Source organism: Kitasatospora sp. NPDC002522 (assembly GCF_053595195.1).
Genome location: NZ_JBSFXE010000031.1, coordinates 83,303 through 101,593, shown reverse-complemented (window position 1 = coordinate 101,593; position 18,291 = coordinate 83,303). Strand labels below are relative to the sequence as shown.

Annotated in this window: 17 protein-coding genes; 4 read left to right on the top strand and 13 right to left on the bottom strand. The window is 74.1% G+C overall.

The features are described from left to right. The coding region (locus ACWD4U_RS24830) for an AfsR/SARP family transcriptional regulator (RefSeq protein ID WP_449787300.1) at positions 1 to 860 on the bottom strand (860 nt) is incomplete at its 3' end. 477 nt (positions 861 to 1,337) lie between these two features. Between ACWD4U_RS24830 and ACWD4U_RS24825 the strand changes: the two genes are divergently transcribed. Next, positions 1,338 to 3,401, top strand: a complete 2,064-nt coding sequence (locus tag ACWD4U_RS24825) for an ATP-binding protein (RefSeq protein ID WP_449787299.1) — start codon at positions 1,338 to 1,340, stop codon at positions 3,399 to 3,401. On the opposite strand, the gene ACWD4U_RS24820 is transcribed toward ACWD4U_RS24825, so the two are convergent. Both ACWD4U_RS24820 and ACWD4U_RS24815 read right to left on the bottom strand, forming a co-directional pair. Further along, a complete protein-coding gene (locus tag ACWD4U_RS24820) occupies positions 3,398 to 3,718 on the bottom strand; it encodes a hypothetical protein (RefSeq protein ID WP_363452913.1) in 321 nt (106 codons plus the stop codon). The two genes, ACWD4U_RS24825 and ACWD4U_RS24820, sit on opposite strands and share 4 nt — an antisense overlap. Further along, entirely contained in the window at positions 3,709 to 4,941 is a 1,233-nt protein-coding gene (locus ACWD4U_RS24815; RefSeq protein ID WP_363452915.1) for a hypothetical protein, read from the bottom strand. The genes ACWD4U_RS24820 and ACWD4U_RS24815 overlap by 10 nt, the downstream gene beginning before the upstream one ends. Positions 4,942 to 5,401: 460 nt before the next feature. On the opposite strand from ACWD4U_RS24815, the gene rsgA reads away from it, so the two are divergent. The 3 genes from rsgA (at position 5,402) to ACWD4U_RS24800 (ending at position 8,679) form a co-directional block, all read left to right on the top strand. Further along, positions 5,402 to 6,484: a ribosome small subunit-dependent GTPase A gene (gene rsgA, locus ACWD4U_RS24810; RefSeq protein ID WP_449787298.1), complete on the top strand. Its 1,083-nt coding sequence runs from the start codon at positions 5,402 to 5,404 to the stop codon at positions 6,482 to 6,484. Between the two features lie 99 nt (positions 6,485 to 6,583). After that, a complete protein-coding gene (locus tag ACWD4U_RS24805; protein WP_363452917.1) occupies positions 6,584 to 8,176 on the top strand; it encodes an AlkA N-terminal domain-containing protein in 1,593 nt (530 codons plus the stop codon). Continuing rightward, on the top strand, positions 8,173 to 8,679 hold the full coding sequence (locus tag ACWD4U_RS24800; RefSeq protein WP_363452919.1) for a methylated-DNA--[protein]-cysteine S-methyltransferase: 507 nt from the start codon (positions 8,173 to 8,175) through the stop codon (positions 8,677 to 8,679). The genes ACWD4U_RS24805 and ACWD4U_RS24800 overlap by 4 nt, the downstream gene beginning before the upstream one ends. Before the next feature lie 54 nt (positions 8,680 to 8,733). On the opposite strand, the gene ACWD4U_RS24795 is transcribed toward ACWD4U_RS24800, so the two are convergent. The 10 genes from ACWD4U_RS24795 to ACWD4U_RS24750 all read right to left on the bottom strand — a co-directional run bounded on the left by ACWD4U_RS24795 (position 8,734) and on the right by ACWD4U_RS24750 (position 18,184). Beyond that, positions 8,734 to 9,528, bottom strand: a complete 795-nt coding sequence (locus ACWD4U_RS24795) for a sirohydrochlorin chelatase (RefSeq protein WP_363452921.1) — start codon at positions 9,526 to 9,528, stop codon at positions 8,734 to 8,736. A 6-nt stretch (positions 9,529 to 9,534) separates the two neighbouring features. After that, entirely contained in the window at positions 9,535 to 10,434 is a 900-nt protein-coding gene (locus ACWD4U_RS24790) for an ABC transporter permease (RefSeq protein ID WP_363452923.1), read from the bottom strand. Continuing rightward, on the bottom strand, positions 10,421 to 11,224 hold the full coding sequence (locus ACWD4U_RS24785; protein ID WP_363452925.1) for an ABC transporter ATP-binding protein: 804 nt from the start codon (positions 11,222 to 11,224) through the stop codon (positions 10,421 to 10,423). The genes ACWD4U_RS24790 and ACWD4U_RS24785 overlap by 14 nt, the downstream gene beginning before the upstream one ends. Before the next feature lie 138 nt (positions 11,225 to 11,362). Beyond that, positions 11,363 to 12,505, bottom strand: coding sequence for an aliphatic sulfonate ABC transporter substrate-binding protein (locus ACWD4U_RS24780; protein ID WP_363452927.1), 1,143 nt, complete (start codon positions 12,503 to 12,505; stop codon positions 11,363 to 11,365). Positions 12,506 to 12,725: 220 nt separating this feature from the next. After that, the gene (locus tag ACWD4U_RS24775) at positions 12,726 to 14,054 is read right to left on the bottom strand and encodes a sulfate adenylyltransferase subunit 1 (RefSeq protein ID WP_363452929.1); all 1,329 of its coding nucleotides are present in this window, start codon (positions 14,052 to 14,054) and stop codon (positions 12,726 to 12,728) included. A gap of 2 nt (positions 14,055 to 14,056) precedes the next feature. Next, positions 14,057 to 14,995, bottom strand: coding sequence for a sulfate adenylyltransferase subunit CysD (gene cysD, locus ACWD4U_RS24770; RefSeq protein ID WP_363452931.1), 939 nt, complete (start codon positions 14,993 to 14,995; stop codon positions 14,057 to 14,059). Beyond that, positions 14,992 to 15,558 (bottom strand): adenylyl-sulfate kinase, encoded by a 567-nt coding sequence (cysC, locus tag ACWD4U_RS24765; RefSeq protein ID WP_363452933.1) that lies wholly within the window; start codon positions 15,556 to 15,558, stop codon positions 14,992 to 14,994. The genes cysD and cysC overlap by 4 nt, the downstream gene beginning before the upstream one ends. Positions 15,559 to 15,607: 49 nt before the next feature. After that, on the bottom strand, positions 15,608 to 16,306 hold the full coding sequence (locus tag ACWD4U_RS24760) for a phosphoadenylyl-sulfate reductase (RefSeq protein ID WP_363452935.1): 699 nt from the start codon (positions 16,304 to 16,306) through the stop codon (positions 15,608 to 15,610). Continuing rightward, positions 16,290 to 16,466: a hypothetical protein gene (locus ACWD4U_RS24755; RefSeq protein WP_363452937.1), complete on the bottom strand. Its 177-nt coding sequence runs from the start codon at positions 16,464 to 16,466 to the stop codon at positions 16,290 to 16,292. Before ACWD4U_RS24755 ends, ACWD4U_RS24760 begins: the two co-directional genes overlap by 17 nt. Continuing rightward, entirely contained in the window at positions 16,463 to 18,184 is a 1,722-nt protein-coding gene (locus ACWD4U_RS24750; protein ID WP_363452939.1) for a nitrite/sulfite reductase, read from the bottom strand. The genes ACWD4U_RS24755 and ACWD4U_RS24750 overlap by 4 nt, the downstream gene beginning before the upstream one ends. Positions 18,185 to 18,291 lie beyond the last annotated feature (107 nt).

The following is an 18,291-nucleotide window of genomic DNA, read 5'->3' as shown; positions in this document are numbered from 1 at the left end:
CGCACCCGGGCGCACTCCACCAGCGACCGGAGTTCCGCGCCGCGCCCTTCGAGAACGGGCGCGGGCGGCAGCTTCGACGGCGCCCGCCCGGTCCGGCCGGCCGGCTGCCCCTCACGCGGCGGTCCGGACCGGCCCAGCAGCGCGGAGACCGGCGCTCCGCGCAGCATCCGCTCGTGCAGCCGCCGCAGCGGCTCGGCCGGCTCGGTGCCGTGGTCCGCCCGGATCCTGCGGCTGGTGTCGCGGAACAGGGCCAGCGCCTCCGCCTGCCGCCCGCTGCCGTAGAGCGCCGTCATCAGCTGCCCGGCGAGCCGCTCGTCCTGCGGGCGCTGCTCCACCAGCGGGGCCAGTTCCGGTACGAGGTCCGCGAACCTGCCGAGCCGCAGCTCGAGTTCGACCCTGGCCGCGGTGGTGGCCAGCCACTGGTCGTACATGGTGGTCCGGGTCAGCTGGGGCCAGACGCCGGGCAGACCGGCCAGCGGCTCGCCCTGCCAGAGGTCCTGGGCCCGGGCGAACGCCTCGAGTGCCTGCCGGTCCGCACCGGTCTCCGCCAGGTGGCGTGCCTCCTTGCCGAGCCGCAGGTACAGCTGCCAGTCGACCTGGTCGGGCCGGGCGTTCAGCTGGTACGTCCCGCGGCGTGAGGCGAGCTCGACGGGTGGCGCGCCGGCGGCCGCGGCCCGGGCGTTGGCCTCGCGCAGGACGGTGCGCAGCTTGGAAACGTAGCTCTGCAGGGTGCCGGCCGCGCTCGGCGGGGGCTGGTCGTCCCAGAGCCGCTCGGCCAGGACGGCGGCCGAGACCGGGCGGTTCAGGTCCAGGGCGAGGCAGGCCAGCAGGGCCCGGGCCTTGTGCGAACTGATCGTCAACGGTCGTCCTTCGACCGAGAGTTCGACAGTTCCCAGAAGATGGACGTGCAATCGAATGCCCCCCGTCGCCTGTTCCCCGGACGCGCAGGAGGCGAGCATGGCATGGGCGCGGGCGGCGATCCATAGCACTGCGGTGATTCGGAGTTCTGCTCAATCCGAATACTCTTCATGCTTATCGTGGCTTTCCGGTATACAGCGGACCCCCACCCGGGGCGCTCCCCCGCGCGCCCCGCGCCGTGCCGACCGATGCTCTAACTGGCGGAAGGAGAACCGGAGTTGACGGACCATACCGATCGCACGCCGAACTCCCCAGCTCAGCCGCATCCCATTCCGGGGGACGAGTACCGCAACACGCTGGCGGGGCGGGCGAGAGTCGAGGGGAGCGTCGTCCAGGCCCGGGACATCCATGGGGGCGTACACATTCGAATGCACGCTCCGGCGCAGCTTCCGATTCCCCGTCAGCTTCCGCCCGCCCCTGTGCACCTCCTCGGCCGCCGCCCCGAATTCGCCGCCCTCGACGAGGCCGCCGCGGACGCGGCGCCGGAGCGGGGCGGGCCGGTGGTGGTGCTGCACGGGCCGGCCGGGGTCGGGAAGAGCGCACTTGCCGTCAGCTGGTTACGGGAGCGGACCGACCGGTTCCCCGACGGGCTGCTCTACGCCGACCTGCGCGGACACGCGCCCGGCGGACCCGCCGACCCGGCCGAGGCGCTCGGCGGGTTCCTGCGCGCCCTCGGCCGGCGCACCGTCCCCGCCGACCTCGCCGAGGTGAGCGCGCTGTGGCGCTCCACCGCCGCACCGCTGCGGCTGGCCGTCCTGCTGGACGGCGCGGCCAGCGCCGCGCAGGTCAGGCCGCTGCTGGCGGGAGCGGCCCACACCGTCACCGTGGTCACCAGCCGGACCAGGCTGACCGGGCTGGCCCTGGACGGCGCACGGCTGCACGGCGTCGGGCTGCTCGACGCCGACCACGCCACCGCCGTCCTCGCCCAGCGGGTCGGCGCCGAGCGGATGGCCGCCGAACCACGGGCCGCCGCCGCGGTGGTGGAGCACTGCGCCGGCCTGCCGCTCGCCCTGTGCGTGGCCGGCGCCCGGATCGCCGCCCGCCCGCGCCACCCGCTGTCCGCCACTGCGGAGGCGCTGCGCCGCGAGGCGGACCGGCTGGCCGCGCTGCGGCTGGACGGCGACGCCGCCACCGCCGTCGAGGCCGCGCTGGACGCCTCGTACGCGGTGCTCGCGCCGGACGCCGCCCGGCTGTACCGGCTGCTCGGGCTGCTGCCCGTGGCCGAGTTCAGCTCCGCGGTGGCGGGCGCCGCCGCGGAGCTGCCGCTGCCGGAGGCCGACCGGCTGCTCGACGCGCTCGCCGCGGAGCACCTGCTGGAGGAGCTGGACGGCGAGCGTCACCGGTTCCACGACCTGATCCGGCTGCACGCGGGCGAACTCGGCCGCACCGGGGAGAGCGCGGCGGACGGTCGGGCGGCCGTCCGCCGGGTCGGCGAGCACCACCTGGCCGCCGCCACCGCCGCCGAGGCGGCGATCCACCCCGGCCACCGCACGCTCGCCCGCGACTACCGACAACCACCTTGGCACGTAACGGAGTTCGCCGACAGTGCGGCCGCCGTCGACTGGCTCGACCGGCACCGGGCCCAGCTCACCGCGGTGCTCCGCGCCGCCGCGCGCGACCAGCAGGACGGCCTGGTCTGGCAGTTGACCGACGCGATGTGGCCGCTGTTCAACCGCCTGCGCCTGCACCGGCTCCAGGTGGAGGCCCACGCACTGGGCCTGCAGGCGGCCCGGCGGGCCGGCGACCGGGAGGCCGAGAAGCGGATGCTCACCTCCGGCGGCTACGGCCTGCGCAGCGCCGGACGCCCCGCCGAGGCGGCCGACTGGTACCGGCAGGCACTGGAACTCGCCCTGGCCGACGGCGACTCCCGCACCGAGGCGCAGGCCCGCAGCGGCATCGGCAAGGCCCACCGGCTGGCCGGTGAACTCGACGCGGCCCGGGCGCAGTTCGAGCAGGTGCTGGGCCTGCGCGCGGCGATCGGCTACCGGCGCGGCGTGGGCCTGGCACACGTCGCGCTCGGCGAGGTCGCGGTGGACGCCCGCGACCTCGCCGAGGCGGTGCGCCAGTTCACCGACGCCGTCACCGCGTTGGCGCAGACGCCCGACCTGCACGAACTCGCCCGCGCCCGGGCCATGCTGGGCCGGGCCCACACCGCGACCGGCCACCACCGCCGGGCCGAACGCGAACTGACCACCGCGCTGGCCGAGTTCAGTGCCGCGGGCTCCACGCACTGGGCCGCCCGCACCGTCGAGTGGCTCGGCGAACTCGCCCTGGCGGAAGTCGACTTCGACCTCGCCCGGGAGCGCTTCGCCGAGTCGCTCGCGCGGTACCGCGAGCTCGGCGCACCCGACACCGCCCGGCTGGCCGACCGCCTCGAGCACGTGGCAGCGGGCGAGCGCACCCAGGCGCGCCGGGCGAGTGACAGGGCGACGGACGGGCGGCCGGAGGGGTGGGCTGACCTCCGGCCGCCGTCGACCGGCTAGGTTCCGGTGGTCAGCCGGGCGTGGGCGAGTGCGCCGGCCAGTGCCGCCGCGGTGCGGGCGTGGCCGGTCAGCAGGCGGTAGCGGCGGATCGCCGGCCGGTGGCGGGTGCCGATCCGCAGCACCCCGTCGGGGCCGTGCAGAGCGACCACCGCGCAGCCGGGGCACCGCCGGAGCAGGTCGCGCAGCAGGTGCTCGTCGCCCTCGCCGTACAGGACGTCGGCGCAGTGCAGGATCCGGCGGTCCTCGCCGAGCCAGGCGGCAAGGTGGTGGTCGGGGTGGGCGCTGCCGGGCAGGCGGACGGTGACGGTCAGTGCCATCGTTCGCCGCCGGTCAGCGGGGCGGGCAGGGCGAGCGGTGCGGGTTCGGGGGTGTGGGCGGGTTCGCCGAGGTCGAGGACGCGGTAGAGGAGTCGGCGGATCTTCTGCCGGAACCGGCCCGGTTCGGAGGAGATCCGCCGGCCGATCGCGGCGTACGCCGCGCGGTCGTAGCGCTGGTCGGCGTAGCCGAGTTGGGCGGCCAGCGGGTGCGCCGGGTGGAGGGCCGGCGCGGTGCGGGCCAGTTGGACGCCCGGCGAGCGGGGGTTGACGTCGCGGTGCGGGAACCGGGCGAGCAGGATCCGCGCCTCGGTGAGGGCGGCGTACAGCGTGACCGAGCCGTGGTCGCCGATCACGTAGTCGGCGGCGATCAGCAGCGGACGCCAGTCGGCCTCCGGGGTGACCAGCGAGACGGCCCCGCCGGAGATCCCCTCCACCCACCGGCGGACCTGCCAACCGCCGTGCCCCGCACTGACGTTGGGGTGCACCAGCAGGGCCGTGCGGTACTGGCCGGCCGGCAGCTCGCGGACCAGCCGGGGCAGCAGCGCGTCCAGCCGGCCGAAGACCGACAGCGGCCCCCAGGTCGAGGAGATCAGCACCAGCCGCTCCTCGGGCCCGAGGCCGAAGGCCGCGCGGAACTCGGCGCGACGGGGCAGTTCGGCGGTGATCCGGTCGTGGTCGCCGTCGCCGACCACCTCCGCCAGCGGCAGCGCCTCCGGGCAGGCCCGGGCCAGCTCCGCCAGGTCGTCGCGGTGCGCGAAGGCGTACGCCGCGGCGTTCGGCCGGCCCTGCCACAGCAGGTAGTCGCGGCCGAGGCCGGAGACGGGGCGCTGCCCGTCCGGTCCGGCCGCGCGACTGCCCAGCTCGTCCGGCGCGCCGGAGACCGAGGCCACCGGCGTGTGGCGGCGGGCCAGCTTGAGGTGGCCCGCCCCGTGCGGCAGCCGCACCAGCGGGCCGCGCAGCTGTTCGACGCCCTGCGACCCGGCCGCCAGGACCAGGTCGAACTCCGTGCGCACCGCCTCCTCCCAGGGCACCACGGTGCCGCCGACCGCGAGCAGCAGCGCCGCCACCCCGCCGTTGAAGGCGTGCGGCGCGACCGTGAACACCACCTGGACCCGCAGGTCCGACCCGAGCAGTTCGTAGATCTCCCGCAGCCGGTTCCCGTACACCACCGTGTGCACCACCACCAGGACCCGCTTGCAGTCGGGCAGAGTCGCCCAAGACACGACGCGTTCCCCCCTTCCCGGCCTCCCGCCGGACGACGGGCACCGTGCACCGCCGTTGCCGGGTGGATGTCCGCCCGTGGTGGCGGAACGGCTGGAGAACCCTTGCGCCGCCTTGCGGAAACCTTGCGTCCGGACGCACCGTCAGAAGCCGTGCGGGGCACCGGGGTTGGGTGCCGCCGCGGCGGCGGGTTAATTCGGTGGCGCGGCGGGACGCACGGGGCTAGCGTGGCGTCCGCCGATCGAGGCGCCCCGCGGCGGGGCGTACGAGGCGTGTGCCGAGAACAGGAGGTGAGGGCCATGACTGCCGAGCTTGCGCAGGCTGCTGCCCGCGTCCGGAAGTCCGTCGAATCCACCTCCCACCGCCTCCCGGCCGACCTCACCCAGGCGTCACCGACACGCTGACGCCGCCACCGCGCCCCACGGCGCCGGCCGGGGAAACCTCCTCGAAGGGTCACCCCCGTTGTTCTCCCTGTCTTCCGCTGCCCACCCGCTCTCCGGCCTCGGCTGGACGGCGGAGCGGGCCGTAGAGTTCGCCCCCCTCGCCGAGGCGGGCCTGCTCCCGGGCCGCATCTCCCGCGTCGATCGCGGACGCTGCGAGGTGCTGCTCGCCGATCCCGACACCGGCGGGCTGCGCACCGTCCGCGCGGAGTCCCCGCCGGTCGGCGCCGCCGACCGGACGGACGGGCCGTGCACCGGCGACTGGGTCGCCGTCGACCCGTCCGCCCAGCCCGTACCCGCGATCTCGGCGGTGCTGCCACGCACCACCGCGGTCGTCCGCAAGGGCGCCAACAAACGTTCCGAAGGCCAGGTGCTGGCCGCCAACGTCGACACCGTGCTGATCGCCGTCTCGCTCGCCGCGGAGCCCGATCTCGGCCGGGTCGAGCGCTTCCTCGCGCTCGCCTGGGAGTCCGGGGCCGAACCGCTGATCGTCCTCACCAAGGCAGACTTGGTCAACGACGCGGAGTTCGTCCGGGCGGATGTGGAGGCGGTCGCGCCCGGAGTCACCGTCCTGGTGGTCAGCGCCGAGGCCGGCCAGGGCGTCGACGAGCTGCGCGCCTGTGCCACCGGGACCTGCGCGCTGATCGGCCAGTCCGGCGCGGGCAAGTCCACGCTCACCAACGCGCTCGCCGGGGCGGAGGTGATGACGGTCCAGCAGACCCGCGCGGTCGACGAGAAGGGCCGGCACACCACCACCACCCGCGAGCTGATCCCGCTGCCCGACGGCGGCGTGGTCATCGACACCCCGGGGCTGCGCGGCGTCGGCCTGTTCGGCGGCGAGGGCATCAACCAGGCCTTCGCCGAGATCGACGCCCTCGCCGAGCAGTGCCGCTTCGACGACTGCGGCCACCGCACCGAGCCGGGCTGCGCCGTCCGCGCCGCCCTCGAGGACGGCGAGCTGCCCGAGCGCCGCTGGGAGAGCTACCTCAAGCTCCAGCGCGAGAACGACTGGATCGCCTCCCGCACCGACGCCCGGCTGCGCGCCGAGCGGGCCCGCCACTGGAAGATCGTCACCAAGTCCGCGCGGACGCTCACCCGGCCCTGACCGCGGAAGGCACCGGGCGCCGCCAGCCCCAGGCAGCGGCGCCCGCCCCGCCACCTGCGGCGACCCGCGGCCACTACTGCGGGAGCACCGGCCACGGCGATGTCCGATTCCCGCCAGTCGCCGCCGCCGGGATGTCGCAGACTGGATGACGTGATCGACGACGAGACCAGGTACCGCGCGGTGGACAGCCGGGACGCCCGCTTCGACGGGGTGTTCTTCACGGCCGTCCGCACCACCGGCATCTACTGCCGTCCGAGCTGTCCGGCGATGACCCCCAAGCGCACCAACTGCACCTTCTACCCGACCGCGGCCGCCGCCCAGGGCGCCGGCTACCGCGCCTGCCGCCGCTGCCGCCCCGACTCGGTGCCCGGTTCGCCCGAGTGGAACCACCGCGCCGACCTGGTCGGCCGCGCCATGCGGCTGATCGGCGACGGCGTGGTCGACCGCGAGGGCGTCGCCGGGCTCGCCACCCGCCTCGGCTACAGCGCCCGCCAGCTCCAGCGGCAGCTCACCGCCGAGGTCGGCGCCGGCCCGCTCGCCCTCGCCCGCGCCCAGCGCGCCCAGACCGCCCGCCTCCTCCTGCAGACCACCGAACTCCCGGTCACCGACGTGGCGTTCGCCGCCGGCTTCGCCTCCGTCCGGCAGTTCAACGACACCATCCGCGAGGTCTACGACCGCACCCCCAGCACGCTGCGCGTCGAACGCGGCGGCCACCGCCGCGTCCCCGCGCCGGCCGGCACGCTCAGCCTGCGCCTCGCCTACCGCGGCGCGATCGACACCGCCCACCTGCTGGACTTCCTCGCCCTGCGCGCCGTGCCCGGCGTCGAGGAGGTCGTCCCCGCCGACCGCCCCGGCGTGCGCACCTACCGCCGCACCCTCACCCTCCCGTACGGCCACGGCATCGCCGAGGTGGACGGACTCGCCCCCGGCGACGGCCCGACCCGCGGCTGGCTGGACTGCCGGCTCACCCTCACCGACCTGCGCGACCTCACCACCGCCGTGCACCGGCTGCGCGCCCTGTTCGACCTGGACGCCGACCCGGACGCGGTCGACGGCCGGCTCGCCGCCGACCCGCTGCTCGCCCCGCTGGTCGCGGCCCGCCCCGGGCTGCGCTCCCCCGGCCACGTCGACCCGCACGAACTGGCCGTCCGCGCCGTCCTCGGCCAGCAGATCACCGTCGCCGCCGCCCGCACCCTGGCCGCCCGGCTCGCCGAGACCTACGGCGCCGTGCTGCCCGCCGCCGACGGCGGCCTGCGGCTGCTCTTCCCCGGCTCCGCCGCGCTCGCCGCCGCCGACCCCGAGCACCTCGCCATGCCGCAGGCCCGCCGCCGCGCCCTGCTCGGCCTGTGCGCCGCACTCGCCGACGGCGCCGTCCGCCTCGACGCCGGGGCCGACCGCGAGGAGGCCGCCGCCGAACTGCTCGCACTGCCCGGCATCGGCCCGTGGACCGTCGGCTACCTGCGGATGCGCGCCCTCGCCGACCCCGACGTCTTCCTGCCCACCGACATCGGCGTCCGGGACGGCCTGCGCCGCCTCGGCGAGCCGGGCGACCCGCGCACCGCCGCAGCGCTCGGCGCCGCCTGGGCGCCCTGGCGCTCGTACGCCCTCCACCACCTGTGGTCCGCCGCCTCGGCCGACCGACCCGCCCCACCGACCCGGACCACCCGCGAGATGTGCAAGGAACCGGTATGACCACCGTCTTCACCACCATGGACAGCCCGCTCGGCACGCTGCTGCTCAGCGGAACCCTCGACGAGGAGCACGGTTTCGCGCTGACCGCGGTCACCGCGCCCCGCCAGAAGGGCGCCCTCGACACCCCCGCCGACGACTGGCGGCCCGACGCCGACGCCCTCGCGCCCGCCGTCGAACAGCTCACCGCCTACTTCGCGGGCGAGCGCACCGCCTTCGACCTCCCCCTCGCCCCGGTCGGCACCCCGTTCCGGCAGCAGGTCTGGGAGGCGCTCGACGACATCCCCTACGGCAGCACCGTCACCTACGGCCAACTCGCCGACGCCGCCGGGCAGTCGCCCCGCGCGGTGCGCGCCGTCGGCGGCGCGGTCGGCGCCAACCCGCTGCTGATCGTCCGCCCCTGCCACCGGGTGATGGGCGCGAGCGGCGCCCTCACCGGGTTCGCCGCGGGCATCGACGCCAAGCGCTGGCTGCTCGCGCACGAGAGCGGCCAGGCCCTGTTCTGAGGCAGGGCCACCCGGTAGCGGCACCGCTCCCCCGACCGGGCGGCTGACGCTGCGTCAGGCGACCGCGTCCGCCGTACGGGTGGCGGTCGCCGCGGTGCGGGCCTGGTCGTAGCGGGTGAGCAGCAGACGGGCCAGCTCCGGCGCCGGGCCGAGGACGGGCGCGAGGTGGTCGGCGCCCGCGGCCCGGGCGGCGGCGGCGATCCGGTCGGGGAGCAGCCCGGGGGCGAGCAGGTAGGGCGCGACGGCGGTGGCGGTGACGGCCGGGACGGCCCGCAGGGCGGCCAGCGCGTCGGCGACCGTGGGGGCGGTGGCGGAGGCGTACGCGGTCTCCACGGCGGCCCAGCCGCGGGTGCGGCGCCACTCGGCGGCGACCGCGCGGGTCGCGGCGTTGGCGCCCGCGTCGGAGGAGCCGGCCGCGGCGAGCACGACGCCGGTGCGGGCCCGCACCGCGGGGTCGGCGACGTCCAGGCCGGTCTCGGCGAGGCGGCGGTCGAGCGCGTCCAGCAGCAGCGGGGACGGTCCGAGGACGTTCGCGACCGGGACGGCGGACCCGGCGGCGCGCAGCGCGGCGGGGATGTCGTGCTTGGCGTGGAAGGCTCGGCCGAGCAGCAGCGGAACGGCGATCGCGTCGGTGAGCCGCGGGGCGACCTGCGCGATCCGGGGCGCGCAGTGGTCCAGGTAGGCGGTGGTGACCGGGAGTTCCGGGCGCAGCGCGCGGACGGCGGCGGCCAGGGCGTCGACGGTGGCGGCGTGGCGCGGGTCGCGCGAGCCGTGGGCGAGCAGGAGCAGTGCGGCCGCGCCGCGCCCCGGACGGGGCGCGGACGCGGAGCGGAGCTGATGGAGCGTCATGGTGGGCTACCGGGAGGTGACGAGCAGTCCGCGGCTGCGCAGCACGCGGCGTTCGATCGGGGAGAACACCAGCAGGTCGATGGCGACGCCGACGAAGAGGATCAGGATGATGCCGAGCAGGACGCCGGACATGTCGGAGAACTCGCGCTGGTTCTCCAGGTAGCGGCCGAGGCCGACGCCCAGGTCGGGCGAGGCGGCGATGAGTTCGGCGGCCATCAGGGAGCGCCAGGAGAAGGCCCAGCCCTGCTTGAGGCCGGCCAGGTAGCCGGGGAGGGCGGCGGGCAGCAGGATGTGGCGGGCGCCGCGCAGTCCGGTGGCGCCGAGGGTCTTGCCGGCCCGCAGGAACAGCGGGGGGACCTGGTCGACGCCGGCGATCAGGCCGTTGGCGATCGAGGGGACGGCGCCGAGCAGGATGACGGCGTACATCGCGGAGTTGTTGATGCCGAGCCAGATGACGCCGGCGGGCACCCAGGCGACCGAGGGCAGCGCCTGCAGGCCGGACAGCACCGGGCCGACGGCCGCGCGGACCGGCTTGACCTGGGAGACCAGCAGGCCGATCGGGGTGCCGATCACGACCGCGAGCGCGAAGCCGGACAGGCCGCGCCAGACGCTGGTCCAGATGATGGAGAACAGCGTTCCGGCGTACCAGAGGTCGGTGAGCGAGTGCCAGACGTCGGCGGGGCTGGGCAGCTTGTCGGGGGTGGTCAGCTCCAGGCTGTAGGCGAGCTGCCACAGGGCGAGCACCAGCACGATGCCGAGGACGGGCGGCAGCACCTTCTGACGCAGGATCACCGACGCCGGGGTGCGCTGGGCGTGGACGGTCTCCAGCGCGTCGAGCCCGGCCTCGACGCTGGCGGAGTCGACGGGCTGGTCCTGGACGCGGGCGGCGGTGTCAGTGCTGGACATGGCGGCGGATCTCCCCACGCAGTTCTTCGGTGATCTCGACGGACAGGTCCGCGACCCCGGCGGACTCGATGCGCCGCGGCTGCGGCAGGTCGATCCGCCACTCGCGGGCGATCCGGCCGGGCCGGGAGGAGAGCAGGACGACCCGCTGGGCGAGGCGGACGGCCTCGCGGACGTTGTGGGTGACGAACAGGACGGTGAGCTTGCGCTCGGCCCAGATCCGGGTGATCTCGTCGTGCAGCACGTCGCGGGTGATGGCGTCGAGCGCGGCGAACGGCTCGTCCATCAGCAGCACGTTGGAGCCCTGGGCGAGCGAGCGGGCCAGGGCGACGCGCTGGCGCATGCCGCCGGACAGCTCGTGGACGCGCTTCTTGTAGGAGCCGCCGAGCCGGACCAGCTCCAGCAGCCGCTCGGCCTCGGTCTCCCGCTCGGCCTTGCCGACGCCCGCCAGGCGCAGCGCCAGTTCGATGTTCTTGCCGGCGGTGAGCCACGGGAACAGCGCGTGGTCCTGGAACATCAGGGCGGGGCGGCCGCCGGGGACCTCGATGGTGCCGGAGGTCGGCTGGTCGAGGCCGGCGACCAGGTTGAGCAGGGTGGACTTGCCGCAGCCGGAGGCGCCGAGCAGGGTGGTGAACTCGCCGGGCGCGACGGTCAGGTTGATGTCCTCCAGCACCGGGGCGGAGCTGCCCGGGCGGCCGAAGGTCTTGTGCACGTGCGAGAGGCGGACGGCGTACTCGCCGTCCGCGCGGCCGACGCCGGGGGCGTCGGGCGACGTGGTCAGTGCCGTGGTCACGGGCACCTCCTGCGGGTGGGTTCCGGGCAAGGGCTGGATCCGGGCGGGGATCCGGGGTCCGGCCCCGCGCCCGCCCGGTGACTGGGCATCGGGTGGGCGGGCACGGGGCGCGGACCGCGGGGCGGTGGGGGGAGCCGGCTACTTGGCGCCGAGGCCGGCGTCGGCGACGGCGCTCTGCCCCTTCTCCTTGAGCACCTTGTTGAGCGGGGCCAGGTCGTAGATCCCGGCCAGGTTGGGCTTCTTCAGCAGGCCCGCGGTGACCGCGTGGTCTGCCTCGGCCTGCAGGGTGTTAGCCAGCGGGTCGTCGATGAAGTCGATGTCCTGCCACGCCGGGTCGAGGATCGCGGCGTCCAGCGCGTTGCCGGCGTCGGCCTTGATCTGGTCGTTGGCGGCGGCCTTGGCCTGGTCCGGGTTGGCCTTGATCCAGGCGTTGGTGTTCACCGAGCCGCGCAGCACGGCCTCCACCACGTCCGGGTGCTCCGTGAGGAACTTCTGCGAGACGATGATGTTGGTGATCACGAACTTCTTGTCGGGCCAGATGTCCTTCTCGTTGAGCAGCACCTTGGCGCCGAGGGTGACCAGCTTGGAGGCGGTCGGCTCGGGGACCCAGGCGCCGTCGATGGAGCCGGACTTGTAGGCGTCGGGGGTGACCTTGTTGTCGCTGCGGACCACGCTGACGTCGCCCGCGCCGGACTGCGCGTCGACCTTCCAGCCCTTGCCCGCGAGGTAGTTGAGCAGCGCCACGTCCTGGGTGTTGCCGAGCTGCGGGGTGGCGATCTTCTTGCCCTTGAGGTCGTCCACCGTCTTGATCTTGTCGGGGTTGACCACCAGCTTGACGCCGCCGGAGGCCGAACCGCCGATGATCTTCAGGGACTTGCCGCCGGACTGGGTGTAGCCGTTGATGGCCGGCGAGGGGCCGATCCAGCCAATGTCGATCGAGCCGGCGTTCAGCGCCTCGATCTCGGCCGGGCCGGCGTTGAAGACCTGGGTCTTGATCTGGGTGCCGCCGAGCTCCTTCTGGAAGAGGCCCTGCTTGAGGCCGACCAGCGCGGTGCCGTGGGTGAGGTTGGCGAAGTAGCCGATCTTCACGGTGTCCGCGGAGAGCTTGGCGCCCGAGGCCGCCGGGGCGGCGGACGCCTTGTCCGTGCTCTTGGAGCCGTAGGAGCAGGCGGTCAGCAGGCCGGTGGTGGCGACCAGGGCGACGGCCGCGACGGCGGCCCGTCTGATCCGGCCGGCGTTCGGACGGATCGGGGTATGGGAGGGCTGGGCGCTCGGTGCCATGAGGTGTCCCGTTCGTGAGAGAAGGAAGGTGTGCCTGACATCGGGCCGGGCCGCCCGCCGTGCCTGCTGTGGGAAGGCACGGCCGGGACGGGCTCGGTGACAGGGGATCAGTGCCCCTGTCCGCCCCCACATCGCGTCAGGCCGCCCTGGCCGCTGCCGAGGACGCCGCTGCCGATGCGGCCGCCTTCCTTGTCCATGCCCGAGAACGCCTCGCTGGGCATCAGACCCAGTCCTCCTCTGTCGGAGCGTCGGGAGCGTCGATGGTGCTGACGTTGTCGAAGGCCTCGCCCGCCATGCCGGCGGTGAGGGTGCTGCCGTCGGCCGGGTCGATCAGGATGAACGAGCCGGTCCGGCGGTTGTCGGTGTAGTCGTCGAGGGCCAGCGGCTCGGCGGTGCGCAGCACCACGTGGCCGATGTCGTTGACGTTCAACCCCTCGGCGCCGGAACGCCGTTCGAGGCTGTCGATGTCGATCCGGTAGCTGATCTCCTTGACCAGCGCGCGCACGGTGCGGGTGGTGTGCTTGAGCAGCACCTTCGCGCCGACGTGCAGCGGACGCTCGTTCAGGTGGCAGACGGTCGCCTCGATGTCCTTGGTGGGGACGGGCACCGCGCCGGCCGCGATCAGGTCGCCGCGCGAGATGTCGATGTCGTCCGCCAGCCGGACCGTCACCGACTGCGGGGCCCACGCCAGGTCGGTCGCCACGCCGAGCGCGTCGATCGCCGCGACGGTGGTGGTGTGGCCCGAGGGCAGCACCGTGACCGCGTCGCCGACCCGCAGCACACCGGAGGCCAACTGGCCGGCGTAGCCGCGGTAGTCGTGGTGCTCCTCACTCTGGGGACGGATCACGTACTGCACCGGGAAGCGGGCCGGCTCGAGGCTCGGGTCGGAGCCGACCGGGACGGTCTCCAAGTGCTCCAGCAGCGTCGGGCCGCCGTACCAGTCCATGTGCGCGGACGGCTCGACCACGTTGTCCCCGGCGAGCGCCGAGATCGGCACCGCCACCACGTCCTTGACGCCGAGCGAGGCGGCGTAGGCGGTGAACTCCTCGGCGATGGCGGCGAACACCGGCTCCGCGTAGTCGACCAGGTCCATCTTGTTGACCGCGAGGACGACGTGCGGGACGCGCAGCAGCGCGGCGACCGCGGCGTGCCGACGGGTCTGCTCGACCACGCCGTTGCGGGCGTCGACCAGCACCACGGCGAGTTCGGCGGTGGACGCGCCGGTCACCATGTTGCGGGTGTACTGCACGTGGCCGGGGGTGTCGGCGAGGATGAACCGGCGCCGGGCGGTGGCGAAGTAGCGGTAGGCCACGTCGATGGTGATGCCCTGCTCGCGCTCGGCGCGCAGGCCGTCGGTGAGCAGCGCCAGGTCGGGTGCGTCCTGGCCGCGGCGGCGGGAGGCGTGCTCGACGGCCTCCAGCTGGTCGGTCAGCACCGACTTGGAGTCGTGCAGCAGGCGGCCCACCAGGGTGGACTTGCCGTCGTCGACGCTGCCGGCGGTGGCGAAGCGCAACAGCGAGGTGGCGGTGGCTTCCTGGATGGTGCTCATGGTTAGAAGTACCCCTCGCGCTTGCGGTCTTCCATCGCGGCCTCGGACATCTTGTCGTCGGCGCGCGTCGCCCCTCGTTCGGTGAGGCGGCTGGCGGCGATCTCGGTGATCACGGCGTCGATGGTGTCGGCGTCGGAGTCGACCGCACCGGTGCAGGACATGTCGCCGACGGTGCGGTAGCGCACCAGGCGGCGCTCCACGGTCTCCGACTCCTTCGGGCCGCCCCACTCGCCGGCGGTCAGCCACATGCCGTCGCGCTTGAAGACGTCGCGCTCGTGCGCGTAGTAGATCTCCGGGAGCTCGATGCCCTCCCGCTCGATGTACTGCCAGACGTCCAGCTCGGTCCAGTTGGAGAGCGGGAAGACCCGGACGTGCTCGCCGACCGCGTGCCGGCCGTTGTACAGCGACCACAGCTCGGGGCGCTGGCGGCGCGGGTCCCAGGCGCCGAACTCGTCGCGCAGCGAGAAGACGCGCTCCTTGGCGCGGGCCTTCTCCTCGTCGCGGCGGCCGCCGCCGAACACCGCGTCGAACTTGTTGGACTCGATGGCGTCCAGCAGCGGGACGGTCTGCAGCGGGTTGCGGGTGCCGTCGGGGCGCTCGCGCAGCACGCCGCGGTCGATGAAGTCCTGCACCGAGGCGACGTGCAGCCGCAGGCCGTGCTCGGCCACCGTGCGGTCGCGGTACGCCAGCACCTCGGGGAAGTTGTGGCCGGTGTCCACGTGCAGCAGGGCGAACGGCACCGGCGCGGGGGCGAAGGCCTTCAGCGCGAGGTGCAGCATGACGATGGAGTCCTTGCCGCCGGAGAACAGGATCACCGGCCGCTCGAACTCGCCCGCCACCTCGCGGAAGATGTGCACCGACTCGGCCTCGAGCGCGTCCAGGTGCGACAGCGCGAACGGGCTCTCCCCGGTGTGGATCAGGCTCTGCGTCGCGACGGTCATGCCAGGCCCCTCTCGGTCAGGAAGGCGTGCAGCTCGGTGGCGGACTCGGCCACCGACCGGCCCTGTGTCTGGATCCGCAGCTCCGGGTCCTCCGGAGCCTCGTACGGGTCGTCGACCCCGGTCAGGCCGGAGATCTCGCCGGCCGCCTGCTTGGCGTACAGGCCCTTCACGTCCCGCTCCGAGCACAGCTCGACCGGGGTGGCGACGTGGATCTCCAGGAACTCGGTGCCGTTCGAGGCGTGCCGCTCGCGGACCGCGGCGCGGGAGTCGGCGAACGGGGCGATCACCGGGGCGAGCACCTTCACACCGTTGGCGGCGAGCTTCTCGGCGACGAAGCCGATCCGGGTGACGTTGGTGTGGCGGTCCTCGCGGCTGAACCCGAGGCCCTTGGAGAGGAACTCGCGGATCTCGTCACCGTCCAGCACCTCGACCTTGTGGCCGTCCGCGCGCAGCCGCTCGGCCAGCGCGAAGGCGAGGGTGGTCTTGCCCGCACTGGGCAGCCCGGTCAGCCACACGGTGGCGCCGCGCTCGCGGCCCGCGGCCAGAGTGTCGGCGGTGGTCACGGTGGTTACTCCTGACGGTCGGTGACGGTTGATCAACGGGGGGCGCGGGTCAGAGGTGGATGCCGCACTCGGTCTTGCCGGACCCGGCCCAGCGGCCGGCCCGGCCCGCCTCGCCCTCGCCGGGCTTGGCGGTGCACGAAAGCGGCGAGCAGCCGATCGAGGTGTAGCCCTCCCACAGCAGCGGGTTGAGCAGCACGCCGTTGGCCTGCACGTACGCGTCCACGTCGTCCTGGGTCCAGCGGGCGATCGGGGCGAGCTTCACCTTGCGGCGCTTGGCGTCCCAGGCCACCACCGGGGTGTTGGCGCGGGACGGCGACTCGTCGCGGCGCAGCCCGGTCGCCCAGGCGTCGTACGCGCCGAGGCCCCGGTTCAGCGGTTCGACCTTGCGCAGCGAGCAGCACAGGTCGGGGTCGCGGTCGTGCAGGTGGGGCCCGTACTGGGCGTCCTGCTCGGCCACGGTGAGCTTCGGGGTCAGCGTGATCACGTTGACCGGCATGGTCGCGGCGACCGCGTCACGGGTGCCGATGGTCTCCGCGAAGTGGTAGCCGGTGTCCAGGAAGACCACGTCCACGCCGGGCAGCGCGGTGGAGGCCAGGTGGGCGACGACCGCGTCCTCCATCGAGGAGGTGACGCAGAACCGCTTGCCGAAGGTGTCGGCCGCCCACCGCAGGATCTCCTGCGCGGTGGCCTCCTCCAGCTCCTGCCCGGCCTTCAGCGCGAGCGCCTCGTAGTCAGTCGCGGTCGTCATGTCCGGTACCCCCGTTGGTCGGTGACAGCAGGCCGAGGAACTTCAGCTGGAAGGCCCGGCGGCAGCCGCGGCATTCCCAGGCGCCGTGGCCGCTCTCGTTGGGGAAGAGGTCCTCGTCTCCGCAGTACGGGCAGAAGAACGGGGCCGCGCGCTCACTCACGACAGCTGCTCCTCACTGGCCCGGGCCGCCCACTGGGCGAAGCGCTCGCCGTCGTGGCGGTCGGCCTGGTAGCGGGTCAGCAGCCGCTCGACGTAGTCGGGCAGGCCCTCCGAGGTGACCTTCAGGCCGCGGACCTTGCGGCCGAAGCCGGCCTCCAGGCCGAGCGCGCCGCCCAGGTGGACCTGGTAGCCCTCGACCTGGTTGCCCTGCTCGTCGGTGACCAGCTGGCCCTTGAGGCCGATGTCGGCGACCTGGATGCGGGCGCAGGCGTTCGGGCAGCCGTTGATGTTGATGGTCAGCGGCTCCTCGAACTCCGGCAGGCGGCGCTCCAGTTCGTCGATCAGGGTGCGGCCGCGCTGCTTGGTCTCGACGATCGCCAGCTTGCAGTACTCGATGCCGGTGCAGGCCATCGTGCCGCGGCGGAACGGCGAGGGGGTGACCCGCAGGTCGAGCGCCTCCAGGCCGGCCACCAGCGACTCGACCTGCTCCTCGGCGATGTCGAGGACCAGCATCTTCTGCTCGGCGGTGGTGCGCAGGCGGTCCGAGCCGTGGGCGGCGGCGAGTTCGGCGATCTGGCCGAGGACCTTGCCGGAGACCCGGCCGACCCGCGGCGCGAAGCCGACGTAGAACCTGCCGTCCTTCTGCCGGTGCACGCCGACGTGGTCGCGCCACTGGCCGGTGGGCTGCTCGGGCGCCGGGCCGTCGACCAGCTTGTACTTGAGGTACTCGTCCTCCAGCACCTGGCGGAACTTCTCGGTCCCCCAGTCGGCGACCAGGAACTTCAACCGGGCGCGGTTGCGCAGGCGGCGGTAGCCGTAGTCGCGGAAGATCCCGATCACGCCGCCGTAGACGTCCGCGACCTCGTCCAGCGGGACCCAGGCGCCCAGGCGCACGCCCAGCTTGGGGTTGGTGGACAGGCCGCCGCCGACCCAGAGGTCGAAGCCGGGGCCGTGCTCCGGGTGGTTCACGCCGACGAAGGCGACGTCGTTGATCTCGTGCGCCACGTCCAGCAGCGGCGAGCCGGAGACCGCCGACTTGAACTTGCGCGGCAGGTTGGAGAACTCCTTGTTGCCGATGAAGCGGCGCTGGATCTCCTCGATGGCGGGCGTGCCGTCGATGATCTCGTCCTCGGCGATGCCGGCCACCGGGGAGCCGAGGATGACGCGCGGGGTGTCGCCGCAGGCCTCGGTGGTGGACAGGCCGACGGCCTCCAGCTTCTGCCAGATCGCCGGGACGTCCTCGATCCGGATCCAGTGGTACTGGACGTTCTGCCGGTCCGTCAGGTCCGCGGTGCCGCGCGCGTACTCCTCGGAGACCTCGCCGATCGCCTTCAGCTGGGCCACCGTCAGGCGGCCGCCGTCGATCCGCACCCGCAGCATGAAGAACTCGGCGTCCAGCTCGTGCGGTTCGAGGACCGCGGTCTTGCCGCCGTCGATCCCCTCCTTGCGCTGGGTGTACAGACCCCACCAGCGCATCCGGCCCCGCAGGTCGGCCGGGTCGATCGAGTCGAAGCCCCGGTGCGCGTAGATCGTCTCAATGCGTGTCCGCACATTGAGACCGTCGTCGTCCTTCTTGAACTGCTCGTTGGCGTTCAGCGGCGTGAAGTGGCCCATGCCCCACTGGCCCTCACCGCGGTGGCGGGTGACCTTGCGGGCGGCGGGGCGGGGCGCCTGGGCGGCGCCGGCCGGAGCGTCGACCGGTTCGGGAGTGCGGGCCATGATGTCAGTCCTTCGAGCGGCTAGGCAGGTGCGAGGGTGGTGGCGCCCCGGACGCGTGCCGCTCCGACCTGCGGTGTTGCACAGGCGGCAGGAGAGGTGACGCTGGG

Bases quoted from the DNA above. Each gene is read 5' to 3' on its own strand.
- ACWD4U_RS24820 (WP_363452913.1), bottom strand. From the start codon at position 3,718: ATGGCACTGACCGTCACCGTCCGCCTGCCCGGCAGCGCCCACCCCGAC.
- ACWD4U_RS24805 (WP_363452917.1), top strand. From the start codon at position 6,584: ATGTCCGATTCCCGCCAGTCGCCGCCGCCGGGATGTCGCAGACTGGAT.
- ACWD4U_RS24800 (WP_363452919.1), top strand. From the start codon at position 8,173: ATGACCACCGTCTTCACCACCATGGACAGCCCGCTCGGCACGCTGCTG.
- ACWD4U_RS24795 (WP_363452921.1), bottom strand. From the start codon at position 9,528: ATGACGCTCCATCAGCTCCGCTCCGCGTCCGCGCCCCGTCCGGGGCGC.
- ACWD4U_RS24790 (WP_363452923.1), bottom strand. From the start codon at position 10,434: ATGTCCAGCACTGACACCGCCGCCCGCGTCCAGGACCAGCCCGTCGAC.
- ACWD4U_RS24780 (WP_363452927.1), bottom strand. From the start codon at position 12,505: ATGGCACCGAGCGCCCAGCCCTCCCATACCCCGATCCGTCCGAACGCC.
- ACWD4U_RS24775 (WP_363452929.1), bottom strand. From the start codon at position 14,054: ATGAGCACCATCCAGGAAGCCACCGCCACCTCGCTGTTGCGCTTCGCC.
- cysD (WP_363452931.1), bottom strand. From the start codon at position 14,995: ATGACCGTCGCGACGCAGAGCCTGATCCACACCGGGGAGAGCCCGTTC.
- ACWD4U_RS24760 (WP_363452935.1), bottom strand. From the start codon at position 16,306: ATGACGACCGCGACTGACTACGAGGCGCTCGCGCTGAAGGCCGGGCAG.
- ACWD4U_RS24750 (WP_363452939.1), bottom strand. From the start codon at position 18,184: ATGGCCCGCACTCCCGAACCGGTCGACGCTCCGGCCGGCGCCGCCCAG.